The organism is Butyrivibrio sp. YAB3001, from assembly GCF_900112195.1.
Classification (GTDB): domain Bacteria; phylum Bacillota; class Clostridia; order Lachnospirales; family Lachnospiraceae; genus Butyrivibrio.
The window spans coordinates 303,892-318,151 of record NZ_FOKR01000003.1 but is presented as its reverse complement, the minus strand read 5'-3'; the positions used below and the strand labels follow the sequence as shown (position 1 = coordinate 318,151).

The window sequence follows — 14,260 nt, the reverse complement described above, 5'->3', positions numbered from 1 at the left end:
AGCGGCGTGATGCAAGATTAATAAAGAGCTGTGAAAAATGAGAAATCATTTTTCACAGCTTTTTTCTTCTATAAGAGTTTAGTGAAAGGGTTTGAATTGCATCTGTCAATTAAAATAAATGCGCTGTTGTATGTTGGTTGTTGAAGCTATGTATTATTCATGAAGACAGAGCTTATAGCGTATGAGTATTATATTTTATGATATGCATGTAGCTAAGAATATGTGGATATAGGTTGTAATTGTGGTAAGATTTATGAAGGAAACAGATAATAGATAATAACAGGTCGAACGAATGGAAAGAAATCTAAGCGGAAGTGAAAAAAGACTGGAACTTGAGGAAACGGGCAAAAGAATCCTGAATGCTGCAAGAACCGAGCTCTATATAGAAATGAGATTTATGGGGGCAGCACTTTCAAGCCTTGGCTTTGAGATGGATCTTTCTACTACAAGCATCGGCACAGATGCAGTAAATATCAGGTTTAATCCGGCGCATGTACTTCGCCTTTTTGTGGAAGAACCGGGAAAACTAAACCGTACTTATATACATATGCTTCTTCATTGCATATTTATGCATATGTATACATCTGAAAAGTATAGTGATGAAAGATTATATGACATTTGCGCAGATATAGTTGTTGAATCAATCCTTGATGGGATGGATTATCAGTGCATTTACCGTATTTCCTCAGACTATAGGGACAGATGGTATGAACTGCTTGAAAAAGAGCTGAAAGTATTAACTGTAGAAAAGCTATATCGCTATTTTTCTGAGACAAATGTCATAGATATTTTTGAAATGGAGAAATTGGAGCGCGAATTTGCCCTTGATGACCATGGCTTTTGGAAAAGATTAAAAGATAAACCGGTAAACGATGACAGTAAGGATGAAGATAAAGAAAAGCCGCCTATAGATGAGGATTATAATACGCCGGATGGAGCACAGAATGAAGAGAATCAAAGAAAAGATGGAAATAATAATGGTACTGCTAACGATAAGAATCCTGAGAATAATCTACAGGATAATAGTGGCAAGCTACCGGAAAAAGAAAAGAAAAAGACAAAGTATATAAATCCACATAGGTTGCAGAAGATTGAAAATTCCAGACAAAACTGGGAAAAAGAAGGAAAACGCATACAGACGGAGATTGAAACTGTTGGAAAAAAGTATAGTGACAAACTTGGAAAACTAGCATGGATGTTAAAGATACATAATACCTCAAGGACAGACTACAGAGAATTTCTGCAGAAATTCAAGGTGCTCCGAGAAGAAGGCGGAATTGACCTTGATAGTTTTGATTATGGGATGTACTCATTTGGCCTTGAACAGTATGGCAATATGCCGCTTATAGAGGAAAATGAATTCAGAGAAGTTAAGAAGATACAGGATCTTGTGATTGTCATAGATACCTCTGCTTCCTGTAAAGATTCTCTGGTGCAGAGATTTCTTGATGAGACCGCCGGTATACTTCTTGATAATGATAACTTTTTTCAAAAGATAAGCATCTGTGTGATTCAAAGCGATGATCAGGTGCAAAAGACGGATTTTATCCGTTCAAAAGAAGAAATGCATAAATATTCTTCTGAAATTCGTCTTGAGGGAGGTTTTGGAACGGATTTCAGACCTGTTTTTGATTATGTTGACAACCTGATTTTGGAGAAAAAATTTGATAATTTAAAGGGACTTTTATATTTTACAGATGGTTTTGGTATTTATCCACAAAAGCCTACGTCATATGACACAGCCTTCATTTTTGCAAAGAATGAGGAATATGAGGATGAAAATGTCCCTGACTGGGCGATGAAGTTATATATTTAAAAAAGAGAACTGACTAAAAGTAAAATATGGAAGTTGGTAATACTTTGGGTACAAATATCTATTGTAGAGAAAGCAAGGCAGGAGATTAATATGAACATAAATGAAGCAAAAGAAGAAGTAAAAAATGCAGTAAGAGCGTACCTTGAGAAAGATGAGGCGGGACAATACGAGATACCGATTGAAAGACAGCGCCCAATATTAATGATGGGACCTCCCGGAATTGGAAAGACAGCAGTAATGGAGCAGATTGCCCACGAACTTGGTATAGGCCTTGTTTCCTATACGATTACTCATCACACCAGGCAGAGTGCGATTGGTCTTCCTAAGATTTCTGAAAAAGATTTTGGAGGAAAAAGATATTCAGTTACTGAATATACGATGAGTGAAATTATTGCTTCTGTTTATGAACAGATAGAAAAATCCGGGATAAAAGAGGGTATTCTTTTCCTTGATGAGATTAACTGCGTTTCGGAAACACTTGCGCCTACTATGCTTCAGTTCTTACAGTATAAGACATTTGGAAGTCATAAAATACCGGAAGGATACATTATTGTGACAGCCGGGAATCCGCCGCAGTACAACAAATCAGTAAGAGACTTCGATATAGTAACTCTTGACAGGGTTAGGCAGATAAATATCGAAGAGGACTTTGATGCATGGAAAGAATATGCTTACAAGGCGGGCGTTCATGGCTCTATAATGGCATATCTTGAGATAAAAAAGGATAATTTTTACAGCATAAAAACGGATGCGGATGGTAGAAGCTTTGTCACTGCAAGAGGCTGGGAAGACTTATCGAGAGTTATTAAAGTGCATGAAAAACTTGGAATACCTGTCGATGAGAAGCTTACTGTTCAGTACCTTCAGAATAAAGAAATAGCAAGAGATTTTGCGACTTACTATGAACTTTATTATCGGTATAAAGAGCTTTATAAAATTCCGGAAATACTCGAAGGAAAATTTCCTGAGAACACAAAGGAGCTAAGAAATGGCTCTTTTGACGAGAAACTCAGCATAATCGGTCTTCTTACGGATAAACTTATGGATGAGTTCAGACAATATGCCGAGCAGCAGGCAGTTCAGAAGGCCCTTTTTTCTCTGGTAAAAGAAATGATTGAACAATTGTCAAAAGCTGAAAGAACTGAAGCAGTAGAAAATAGCGGATTTTGTGAAAATGGATTCAGCGATAAGAATAATGGTGTTGCAAATAAGACGCTTTCAGAAATGCTTTTGACAAAAGCGTCATCTCTTGAAAAACAACTTGAAGACAAACTCGACGCAGGGCTTCTAAGCAGAGAAGAAGAGAGAATAAGCCGTCTTGTGATTTCAGCATTATATGAAAGCGAGAAAGAAATAACTATTGGGCAAAGATTTTCTGAGGGTGTTTTGTCAGAGAAAATTGCAGATAATGGAGCAGCTGACCAGGAATCACAGAAAAAATATTCCGATATGTGCGTAGCTATTGTCAAAAACTGGTTCAATACAAGAGAAAAACTGCGCCGTGAGAATATGGAATCGACAGGAAAACATCTAACCAACAGTTTTACATTTATAGAAAAAGCCTTTGGAGATGAACAGTCACTTTCCGGAAGCCAGGAAATGGTAATATTTTTGACTGAACTGTCCAAAGCATACTATAGTCTTAAGTTTGTACGGGAAACGGGCAATGAAGCATATTATAACTACAATAAGCTCCTGCTTCTTAATGACAGGAAGCAGGAACTAAAGGATTTGGCGGAAACTTTGTTGTTATGATATTGCCTTACTGAGTAATCTTGAAGATATTTACTAAAGCAAATTGTATATGAGCTTTGTATGTTTTCATAATTTTATTTCACTGATCGGAGTATTTTTTGAAATAATAGCTTATTTAGAGCACGATTTTATCACAAGTTAATTGATTTTAACGATTCCCATAAAGTAAATTGAAAGTGAGAATATGCGGCAATAAAGTGTGGAAGTTTATCATGTTCAAATTATTTGAATCATGATATCATGGATAACCGGTGCGTCGCGAAATCGCGCTAATTTATGAAGGGAATCAGGTTATGAAGAAGAATTATTTAAAAACTGTGATTTTTATGGCAGCTATGTTTATGCTGATGGTACTGACCTTTAAAGTGCCTGCAAAAGCAGCATCACCAGTTTCGAAAACACAGTACGAAAACGCGGTAAGTAAGATACTTTCCGGAATGAACAAAAGCTGGAGTGATGAGGAAAAGCTTTTTTATCTGCATGATTATCTTGTTACTCATATTCAGTATGATGGCACTTATTCAAATTATAGTGCCTATGATGCGCTTGTAAATCATGTGTGTGTATGTCAGGGATATGCAGCAGCATTTGATGATCTTGCTAACAGAGCAGGAATTCCAGCTGCTATGGTAACAAGCAATGCAATGAGGCATGGATGGAATGCAGTTAAGGTAAATAATAAATGGTATTACATCGATTGTACTTGGGATGATCCAACAGGTCCTTCTAATCCTAGGTATTGTTCTCATGATAACTTTTTAAGAAGTGAATCAGGAATGCGTACAACAAAACATACTGGGAATGACTGGCGTACAGCTCATATTGCCTATGACAGTCAGTGGATTTATGGAACTGATTATGTTGAGTATGTATCAGGAAAATACAATGATTCTACTTATGATAAGATGACTTGGACAGATGAGACTACAGTTCCTGTAGCGCTTCTTTCAAACGGAGTTGTTTATTATAATTCAGGTGACAACACAGTTTATGCTTATAAATGTAATAGAAAGCAGCCTTCTAAGGTTGTGGTGGCAGAGGGGTATTATCCTTCAGTATCTGTAACGGGAAGTGGTAAGAACGCTTTTATAAGCGTTAACAATGAAGTTTATTATTACAAAATTGGTTCTACAGCTAATAAGGTCTATACATTATCAGGCAATGAAAAAGAATCAGGAACTATCACAAGTATTTCAATATCAGGAAAGGATCTTCGTTATAACATAGGAGATTATGGTTATGGATATTATAAAGATACTGTGAAAAGAGTTGAGTATGTAAATATGACAACAGCCTCTCAGATGAGAGTATCTGAAGTTAGTATTACAGACAAGACAATTAGGCATATAAAGCCTAAGAAAGCTGTCACAATAGCAATAACATCATCGGGCCCAGGCACACTTACATGGAAGAGTGATAATACAGCAGTTGCTACGGTTTCTGCTACAGGAAAGGTTACAGGTAAAAAAGCCGGAACCTGCAGAATCACAGTAACTAACGGAACAGCAAAGGATTCATGCATAGTAGTTGTTGATGGCGGTACAGATACAAACCAGGCAGTTGATGCGGTGGGCAAGGCTGATTCTTCATGGCTAAAGAATTTTGAATATGTTTATACTGATGCACAGGGATATATCTATCCGGTAGGATACAAGGGAAATGCAGCTAATTTTACTGTTCCTGCAACAGCTGTTTATCGTCAGAAAAAGTATAAAACAGCATTTAACGGTAGTTTCTTTACAGAAAAGAGTAAGATAGTTAATCTTAAATTTGAGAAGGGTGTAGTTATTTGTCCCGGATATACATTTGTGCTCAATAATGACTCAATAAAGAGTATTGACTTCCGCGGAGGTGTTATTAAAAAGAATTCCGGAAGCGGATCCAGAACACAGTTTAGCATTGCATATAACTGTCCAAACCTTACGACAGTCAATATGAAAGGATTAGACCTTTCAGGTGTTCAAGGTTTTAGCATGCCATATGAATGTGATTCCCTTAAGACAATTGTGATGCCTAAGTACTTTGACAGTACTAATTCAACGTGGAATGATGGCGACTGGAGAATCTACAGCAATAATCAGTATGGAACAGTTACCTATAACTATTTAAATGAAGCTCCTGCAAATGCGACATTAAAGCTTGCGCCTTCACCTAAGAAAAAGGGAGCAACATTTACTCAGAATAATGTAACCTATAAGATTACAGATGCTAATAATCACAAGGTTGCTGCTACAAAAATACAGGGAACAACTGTAGTTATTCCATCTATTGTTACCTGTAACGGAGTTAAATATATGGTAACAGCCATTGGTGCAAATGCTGCAAGTAAGAATACAACTCTTAAGTCACTTACAATTGGAAGCTGTGTTCAGACAATTGGTGAGAATGCATTTTATAAGTGTTCAAAGCTTACAACTATAAATGTTCAGTCAGGAATGATAACCAAGATCAAGGCTAAAGCATTCAATGGAGTATCAAGCAAAGCTGTAGTGACGGTTCCTGCAGACTGCAAGTCTTCCTACAAGAAAATGCTTAAGAATGCAGGTTTATCAACCAAAGCAACAGTGAAATAAATAAAAAAATTATTGTGATATGCATACAGAAATACGTAATATGCTTTGTATTTCATAAGAAAATAATTCAAGGGCGGTAGCGAAATGCTATCGCCCTTTTGAATGTCGCTTTTTGTGCTGTGTGGATTGACAAAAAGATTATTAATGATATCATAATGATATCAAATAAAATACTTCTACTGGAATGTGGAAGTGATCAGAGTAAACGGCAGAGTTATCTGGCGGTTACAATAGATTAAGTGCATAACGATAGGAGGTTACTATGAACGACAATATTAATGAAAAAGTTATTCAGGGACACAAGAATGGAATCGCAATGCTGGTTCTTTTTGTACTGATCTATGCGGCAGCAATCGTAGGAGTTATCTTATCTGCAATTGGCATGGATATACTTGATGGGGTGGGCCGGGCTGCATCAATTACTTTATTTGTTCTGTTTATTATTTATCTTTGCATTGGATGGTTTTTCTTTTTGGGACTTAAAGTGTTAAAGCCGGGTGAGGCACTTGTTCTTACACTTTTTGGAAAATACGTTGGAACACTTAAGGGTGACGGATTCTTTTATGTAAATCCTTTCTGCTCTGCATTTAATCCTGCAGCAGATACAAAGCTTGGACAGAGCGGAGATATTTCAGATAGTGGAAAAGGAAATATCATAAGTGCACTAAATGCTTCTGCTCAGCTTAAAGGTGGCAGTGTTGAGGTAGGCGGTAGTTCTTCCAAGAAGATTTCCCTAAAGGTCATGACACTTAGCAACACCAAGCAGAAAGTAAATGATGTTCTTGGCAATCCTGTAGAGATCGCAGTTGCTGTTATGTGGAGAGTGACTGATACTGCAAAGGCTGTCTTCACAGTTGATAATTTCAAGGAATATCTTTCTCTTCAGTGTGATACAGCTGTCAGAAATGTGGTTAAGCTTTATCCATACGATATTACAGAAAATGTGGATACTACAGGTGATGGGAAGGCTGATGATGGCAGCCTTAGAGGTTCAACCGAAGTTGTTGCTTCAAGGATTAAAGCAGAGATTCAGGCTAAAGTTGAGAATGCAGGCCTTGAAATTGTTGATGCCAGAATAACATATCTTGCATATGCACCTGAAATTGCAGCATCTATGCTTCAGAGGCAGCAGGCAGCGGCAGTTGTTGATGCCAGAAAGCTTATTGTTGATGGCGCTGTAGGAATGGTGGAGATGGCTCTTGAGAGACTTAATGAGAAGCAGCTTGTAGAGCTTGATGAGGAGCGCAAGGCAGCGATGGTATCCAATCTCCTCGTAGTTCTGTGTGGTAATCATGACGCGCAGCCAATAGTTAATTCAGGAAGTTTGTACTAATCATGGCAGAGAAAAAACAGGTCCCGCTTAGACTGAATGAAAAGCTGTACGATGCAATAGCTGCCTGGGCTGAGGATGATTTTCGTTCAGTTAACGGACAAATTGAATATTTACTTACAGAGTGCGTTAAGCAGCGCAAGAAAAACGGCAAGTATGTCGGAGAAGAAATTGATGTTCCGCCTAAATTTGATATTTGATAAGACAGCAGCTTTGGGAGGCAAGAATGAAACCATACTTAACGATACATCATATAATCCAGGAAATTATCGGCGTAGTTACAGGTGTGGCAGCACTTATTGTGTCGATTGTCATGCTGTTTACCATAAAAGAGCCGGTTCCGGTGCATTATGATCTTGCAGGGAATGTGGATAAGTACGGATCTATAGGAACTGTCATTGTTTTGCAGGTATTTCTTTTGCCAACGATATTTATCCTTCTTGCTGCAATCCATTTATTTCCCCTGTCGTTGTGGAGTCTTCCGGTAAAACCAAAGCCCGGAAGAGAAGTATTGATTTATAGAGACACTGCTTATCTTGTAACACTTTATACTTTACAGACGGGAGTATATTCACTTCTTTCCACTGTATTCATGGGACTTGGCAAAACCACACTTGTTGGACCACTCAGCATAGTCCTATGTGTGACAATGATACTGACAGCGGTAGTCATGATAGTAAAGAGTATTTTGGATAATAGGTAAAAAACAGCGTCTTGAAAAAAGTAGTTCATTTCAAGACGCTGTTTTTGCTATACCTTATTATCATATAACACGCATTTGCTGCGGATTTCGCGAGAATGTGATTTATGAGTTCACCGGTGTGACACCATCGTCATTGTACATGTTATAGGATGAGCTATCTGCATCATAAGTGATATAGGAAAGGGTACTGTAATCAATTTCATCAACATGCATTGCGGGCTTTGCAAGTGGAAGAACGTGTCCTTTTCTGATAAATACAAGGACTTCGTTAAGCTCTGCCTTTACATAATGATCGCCTGCGGACAAAATTTCTTCATCATAGTTATTGTAACTTCTAAAACGGACAAGCTTCATGTCTTCCGGGAGATAAACATATCTTCCGGTTTTATTTTGCTCGTAAACAGGGGAAACCATTATACTTTCGCCTACCAAAACCTGATCTTCGACTTCGTAAACTCTTTTATCTGAAGGATATTCAAATGAAAGAGGCTTTATGTACATTCCGTCGTTTAAGGCTGCCTTCATAAATTCAGAGTAAATATATGGTATCAGTGAATATCTTAATTCAATGATATTTTTAAAGCTGACATTATCTTTAAACTGATAGAGTTCCTGTTCCCTTGTTCCAAGAGCTGAATGATTTCTAAAAAGTGGTGTAAAGATGCCAAATTCAAGCCATCTCATAACCAAATCTTCTGTGGTATCACAGCCGAAACCGCCAAGGTCAGCGCCAGTGTATAAGAATCCTGTCATATTAAGTGATGGCATCTGCTTTACATTAAGCAGAAGATGGCTCCACCAGGACATATTATCACCGGTCCAAACTCCGCCGTATCTGTGCATTCCGGTGTAGGAAGCTCTTGAGAACATGAGGATTCTCTTATCCTTATTATTGCGCTCAAATGACTGACTTGCGGCCATTGTCATATAAAAACCATACAGATTGTGAACTTTATCGTGGCAGACCTTTATACCGTCGAAGTCGTGGAAGAAGCGCCTGTAATCATCGCCGTTGTTGGCAATACCTTCAATAAGTCCCCTGAACTGGAAAAAGCCCCAGATATCCAGTTCTTTATTTTCCATTTCTTTTATCTCGGAAAAGACCTCCTTTAAATGGTCTTCTGTATAGAAAATGGCAGGTTCATTCATATCATTCCAAAAACCTTCGATTCCTGCATCGGTGAGAGTTTTGTACTTATCGCCAAACCACTCTCTTGCCTTTGAATTAAGAAAATCGGGGAAATGAACCTTTCCGGGCCAGACAGCTGCTACAAGGTTTGTACCGTCATCTTTTTTACAGAAAAATCCTTCTTTTACCCCTTCTTCATAAACATCGTAACCTTCTTCGATCTTTACACCGGCATCAATGATAGGGATAAGGCGGATGCCCATATCCTTCATTTCTTTTACAAAGGAAGGAAAGTCAGGGAAACGCTCAGGATTAACAGTAAAATCTTTGAAATCCTTCATGTAATCGATATCCATATAGATCATATCAAGAGGGATGTTCAGTTCTTTGTATCTTTTGGCAACTGTTCTGATGTCATCGGCGGTCTTGTAGCCCCAACGGCTCTGTCCATAGCCAAATGCCCACTTCGGAGGAATATAGCTCCGTCCTGTGAGTTTTCTGAAAGAAGTGACTATTTTTTCAGGTGATTCGCCTTCTATCAGATACATATCGAAATCGAAGTCTTCAAAAGAAATGCTGACCATATCTTTGTCAGAGTAACCAATATCAAAATTCACTCTGCCGGGATGGTCGATAAATATAGCCACGCATTTATCTTTATCCTCAAATATCAGAAAATTGTGTGAGGCATAAAGAGAGTGCTTGCCTTCTTCATGGTGTGGCTCATCAGAATTATAACTGGTGTAGAGCCAGCCTCTTTTATTTATTCCCCGCAGGGTTTCGCCAAGGCCGTAAACAACAGTCTCTTTTTGCATAGGACGCGTGAGTGTTTTTTGGTCTGAATCGATTTTCCAGCCAGCAGGCAAGCCGCTTTGTGCCGCAATATCTTTTACCACAGCTCCGGTATGAAGCGGATTGCCAAAGGTATATCTTTGTATTGATGCTTCGTTCATAGTATTCTCCTCGTTGCTATAAATATATTGCCAAAGTCCATAAATACATTATAAACAAAAAGGTTTCCGACTAAAATAAAATAATCGGAAACCTGTGTGGTTAATCGGTGATGTAATTGAATTTAGAGAAAGTTGCGCTTCCTCCGATATTCCTGGTGCTGAATATAAAGAGTCCAAAACGTGCGCCTGTGAAGTGATCTAGCATGAAGCGGAGTGGACTATCTGTTCCCAGCATTTTTGGATCATCCTTGCCCTGCTTATAATAAAAGCGCGCTGTATCATCAAGATCTGGAAATGATACAGAAGGCTCCGGATCAGGGAATGCCTCTCTACATAGATTATCTTTTATCTTCTTGCCGGCATCTAATGATTTTTTGTCAAAAGATGCTGCGCAGTACAAGGTTACAATAGGAGAGGAGAGCTTGATGCTTTCTACTTCGGTTGCGGATTCAGTGTCATTTCTTTCACCCCAGAATCCGCCGGTTGTTATCTTGCGGTTACTCATCACAAGGTAAAATTCACCATCCCGCTTGGTTACGCCAATAAATGCATAATTGCTCTCAAGCATGCAAAGTCCGGCATAGTCGCCTTCATTAAGATTTGAAGCATCAACGTTGACACTACATCTGCAACCCGGGAAAAGAGTTCTCTGAGTAAGAACATTTCTTGCCTGAACAAGGTTATCACAGAGCTTGTCAGTAGTAATAGTTACCGTACCGGCCTTTAAATCTCTTTGAATGAGGCTAAGTTCAGGGTCGTGATTAAACTGCCAGCAGCTCTTAAATCCGAAGCATCCATTTGAAATGGAGAGAAGATCTTCGCCGGTATTTCCTGATAATATTTCCCTGTCTGAGATTATATTTGATTTAACAAAAACATTTTCTGTGAAATAATCGCTGGAAACCAAAGGTGCATACTGGTATCCGGGACGCAGATCTTCTAAAGCAAATTCTGTGGGAATCCTTCCATTATCACCAAAAACAGGAAAATCGATCATGTTAAGTGCATCATTTTCGGCTTTTGCAGGAGCATTTTTACCTTCTGAAATGATTCCTGAGTGTAAAGAATCAGCGGAAACCTGCTCAAAATGTACAGGCATAAGTACCGGAATCCTTCCAACTGAGCCGCTGTCCTGGAATAATATGGAATACCATTTGCCGCTGTGGGTTTCAACAATTCCACCCTGGGCTACACCGCTGTTTCTGTAATCTCCATCGTCAAACATTACTTCTTTTCCGATGTAAGGGCCTTCGGGCTTATCTGCAACAAAGCAGCTTTCTGTGCGCTTTCCGATTTCTTTTGGAATGCTGATTACAAATAGATAGTATTTGCCGTTTATCTTGTATAAATGTGAGCCTTCAAACCCAAGTGGAGCATCATCGGAATCTTTAAGGATTATCGTATCAAGGCCGCCTTCTTTTGGAAGCAGGAGACTGTCCTTGTTAAAGCCGTTGTCGCCGATATTTCCTGGTTTATATCTGTCGTTAAAGCAGAGCTCTCTTAGGTGGATTTCTCTGTTTCCGGACACGATAAACACGCGACCGTCATCGTCAAACAGAATAGAATTGTCATGATAAAATCCGGGAATTTCACTCTTTTCCCATGGGCCGGTTATTTTTTTTGATGTAAAAAGATAAGTCTTATGCGTGTCATTAGCTACAAAGCAGATATAAAACAATCCGTCATGGTAGCGAAGCGATGCAGCCCACATGCCCTGCCCATAGGCATTTTCTTTTTCTATAAGGCATTGAGCGTTGGTTGAATCCAAGGTGTCATAAACATAGGAAACATGTTCCCAGTGGCACAGGTCATAAGAACGAAGTATCTCACAGCCAGGCATGAAGTACATGGTTGTGCTGACCATATAGTAAGTATCATCGACTCGGATGATGTCCGGATCTGGATAATCAAGTTTGATTATCGGATTCACATTGTTTTTATTCATTTTATCTCCCCGTTTTGAAAAAAAGTTTATGTGCATAAACTTGCACATAGTAAAGATTATAAAGTAACATTTCGCCTAATGCACTCCACAATGTTGCTATCTTTTGCCTTTTTTTTGCTTTTTAGGGTGGGGAAGTATTGCTGACAAGGGATTGGGCAAAGATTTAGAAATGCTTGTGTTCGTCTGCGCAGTGATTTTCTAAGCTTACAAATATTAAGAGAGGTCTCATCTCAGCGCTGTTCGTAGCATTCGACCTCTCTTATATTTGTAAGCAAGAAAATCATTCTGCTCGTCCGAGAACTGCGCATTTCTAAATCTTCTGCCCAGTATTCTTGCAACAATAACTTTTTACAGATTTTTTATCTATGTGGGGTGTTGACATGGCAACCAAGGGCTATAAGGTATATCATCCTGAAAAGCTTGGAAGAAACAAATCCCTAAACTGGATTACCTTCAGAAAAGTTCCGGTTAATATGACAGCGTGATGGTTAGTACATTTTGTGTAACATTTTAACGCTTATCCTATGATATAATGATGTCAGGGTCAAAGGTTTGAATTCACTATAAAATTGTTCAAAAGTGGATGAAAGACCGTATGTCCCTGACATCATTATTTATTGGGAGATGCAAAAAGTTATGGGTGAAGCAAAACAGATGCTGTTTGCAAGAAATCTTATGACAATATGTGTTGAGAGCTTTGATGATTCGGATTTTCAGGGGCTTCTCTGGCACCAGTATTCAGATGATCCGATAGAGTTTACAAGTGCAATGCATATGGTGACCATCATGGACGGACTGATGGATGATTGGGATTTTCCTCAAAATGGGCTCGATCTTAGGAAGTTTAATGAAGACGATGCCGGGCACAGGCGTAAAGGTGGTGCCAACGATGAACTGGTGATTGATAAGATTTCCAGAATTCATGGCACGCGCAATATTCAGAATAAGAAGGGGAAAATTGCAACATTCATTGTGCAGGTGGCTTACAGACAAAATGCCACATGGCAGGGGCAGGTTGTATGCGCTGAGTCTAATGAGAAAAAGACATTTGCAAGCGAGCTTGATTTTCTAAGGATATTGAAAAATGAAATAAATGAATTATAATAATTATCCGTCTAATCAATCAGAAACATATATTTGACGAAGTAATACATATGTTTTGGCCGTTAGTTGTGATTAGAAAAGAGAAATATATATATTAGAAAGAACTACATTATTAATATGAAAACATTCAAAAAGGTATCAAAAAAATTCGGGATTGTCATGGCATTTATTGCCATGGCACTTCTTGTGTTGGCAATAGTTTTTAAGATTTATGCATCACATTATTACCGCAGTGATAATGATATTATCAGTGAGATAATAATGAGTGTGGAAGGTGATGTTAATGAATATTCTGATGATGATATGACTGTTTTTGTTCCTAAAAAGCATCATGCAAAAGCTGTCATAGTTTTTTATCCCGGGGGGAAAGTTGAGTATAAGGCATATAGCGGTCTTATGTATGAACTGGCCAAGAAAGGTTATCTTTGTGTACTGCCGAGAATGCCTGAGAATATCGCGTTTCTTAGGATAAATGCAGTGGATCTGGTAAAAGAAAGATATCCAAAGGAAGTAGATTGGGTAAGTGATGTTGACTGGTATCTTGCAGGACATTCTCTTGGTGGAGTTGCAGCTTCCCAGTATTTGTACGAGCATCTCAATGAAAATGCATATAAAGGAATCATTCTCTGCGCATCTTATACCACTTCGGATTTTAGCGGCAGTGATATCAGGCTTTTGTCAATCTATGGTTCTAATGACGGAGTCCTTAAGATAGAAGGCTATGAAGATAGTAAAAAATACTGGCCGGAGGATGCCAAGGAAGTAATAATTGATGGCGGTATTCATTCATATTTTGGAAACTATGGAATCCAGAGTGGTGATGGTTCACCTTATATTACAAATGAGAAACAGATAGAAATTACAGCGGACATAATCGCTTCATTTTTGAAGGAATCAAAATAAGTCATTTTTCTGTTCATAAAAGACCATTTTTGTGGGAGAAAGTTGTGTT

General features: G+C 38.5%; 10 protein-coding genes. 8 read left to right on the top strand and 2 right to left on the bottom strand.

Features of this window, described 5'->3' with window-relative positions; all coding sequences use genetic code 11:
- Positions 1–292 precede the first annotated feature (292 nt).
- The 6 genes from BM086_RS04870 (at position 293) to BM086_RS04845 (ending at position 8,177) form a co-directional block, all read left to right on the top strand.
- Complete coding sequence (locus BM086_RS04870) at positions 293–1,816, top strand: vWA domain-containing protein (RefSeq protein ID WP_092324257.1); 1,524 nt, start codon at positions 293–295, stop codon at positions 1,814–1,816.
- A gap of 90 nt (positions 1,817–1,906) precedes the next feature.
- A complete protein-coding gene (locus tag BM086_RS04865; protein WP_092324254.1) occupies positions 1,907–3,571 on the top strand; it encodes an ATP-binding protein in 1,665 nt (554 codons plus the stop codon).
- 293 nt (positions 3,572–3,864) lie between these two features.
- Entirely contained in the window at positions 3,865–6,144 is a 2,280-nt protein-coding gene (locus BM086_RS04860) for a leucine-rich repeat protein (protein ID WP_092324251.1), read from the top strand.
- A 262-nt stretch (positions 6,145–6,406) separates the two neighbouring features.
- Entirely contained in the window at positions 6,407–7,477 is a 1,071-nt protein-coding gene (locus BM086_RS04855) for an SPFH domain-containing protein (RefSeq protein WP_330391518.1), read from the top strand.
- A 2-nt stretch (positions 7,478–7,479) separates the two neighbouring features.
- Positions 7,480–7,674, top strand: a complete 195-nt coding sequence (locus tag BM086_RS04850; RefSeq protein WP_092324248.1) for a PTS ascorbate transporter subunit IIC — start codon at positions 7,480–7,482, stop codon at positions 7,672–7,674.
- 26 nt (positions 7,675–7,700) lie between these two features.
- Entirely contained in the window at positions 7,701–8,177 is a 477-nt protein-coding gene (locus tag BM086_RS04845; protein ID WP_092324245.1) for a hypothetical protein, read from the top strand.
- Between the two features lie 102 nt (positions 8,178–8,279).
- On the opposite strand, the gene BM086_RS04840 is transcribed toward BM086_RS04845, so the two are convergent.
- Positions 8,280–10,259, bottom strand: coding sequence for a glycoside hydrolase family 31 protein (locus BM086_RS04840; protein WP_092324243.1), 1,980 nt, complete (start codon positions 10,257–10,259; stop codon positions 8,280–8,282).
- A gap of 100 nt (positions 10,260–10,359) precedes the next feature.
- Positions 10,360–12,204: a glycoside hydrolase family 43 protein gene (locus BM086_RS04835; RefSeq protein WP_092324241.1), complete on the bottom strand. Its 1,845-nt coding sequence runs from the start codon at positions 12,202–12,204 to the stop codon at positions 10,360–10,362.
- Positions 12,205–12,840: 636 nt separating this feature from the next.
- On the opposite strand from BM086_RS04835, the gene BM086_RS04830 reads away from it, so the two are divergent.
- Positions 12,841–13,308, top strand: coding sequence for a hypothetical protein (locus tag BM086_RS04830; RefSeq protein WP_092324238.1), 468 nt, complete (start codon positions 12,841–12,843; stop codon positions 13,306–13,308).
- A 159-nt stretch (positions 13,309–13,467) separates the two neighbouring features.
- Positions 13,468–14,211 carry an alpha/beta hydrolase gene (locus tag BM086_RS04825; RefSeq protein ID WP_175560106.1) on the top strand — a complete coding sequence of 248 codons (744 nt, stop codon included), beginning with the start codon at positions 13,468–13,470 and terminating at the stop codon, positions 14,209–14,211.
- Positions 14,212–14,260: the final 49 nt, after the last annotated feature.

What these genes read in the sequence shown, in the direction of transcription:
- BM086_RS04865 (WP_092324254.1), top strand. Translation starts at nt 1,907, where the DNA reads ATGAACATAAATGAAGCAAAAGAAGAAGTAAAAAATGCAGTAAGAGCG.
- BM086_RS04825 (WP_175560106.1), top strand. Translation starts at nt 13,468, where the DNA reads ATGGCATTTATTGCCATGGCACTTCTTGTGTTGGCAATAGTTTTTAAG.
- BM086_RS04830 (WP_092324238.1), top strand. Translation starts at nt 12,841, where the DNA reads ATGGGTGAAGCAAAACAGATGCTGTTTGCAAGAAATCTTATGACAATA.
- BM086_RS04850 (WP_092324248.1), top strand. Translation starts at nt 7,480, where the DNA reads ATGGCAGAGAAAAAACAGGTCCCGCTTAGACTGAATGAAAAGCTGTAC.
- BM086_RS04840 (WP_092324243.1), bottom strand. Translation starts at nt 10,259, where the DNA reads ATGAACGAAGCATCAATACAAAGATATACCTTTGGCAATCCGCTTCAT.
- BM086_RS04860 (WP_092324251.1), top strand. Translation starts at nt 3,865, where the DNA reads ATGAAGAAGAATTATTTAAAAACTGTGATTTTTATGGCAGCTATGTTT.
- BM086_RS04855 (WP_330391518.1), top strand. Translation starts at nt 6,407, where the DNA reads ATGAACGACAATATTAATGAAAAAGTTATTCAGGGACACAAGAATGGA.
- BM086_RS04870 (WP_092324257.1), top strand. Translation starts at nt 293, where the DNA reads ATGGAAAGAAATCTAAGCGGAAGTGAAAAAAGACTGGAACTTGAGGAA.
- BM086_RS04835 (WP_092324241.1), bottom strand. Translation starts at nt 12,204, where the DNA reads ATGAATAAAAACAATGTGAATCCGATAATCAAACTTGATTATCCAGAT.
- BM086_RS04845 (WP_092324245.1), top strand. Translation starts at nt 7,701, where the DNA reads ATGAAACCATACTTAACGATACATCATATAATCCAGGAAATTATCGGC.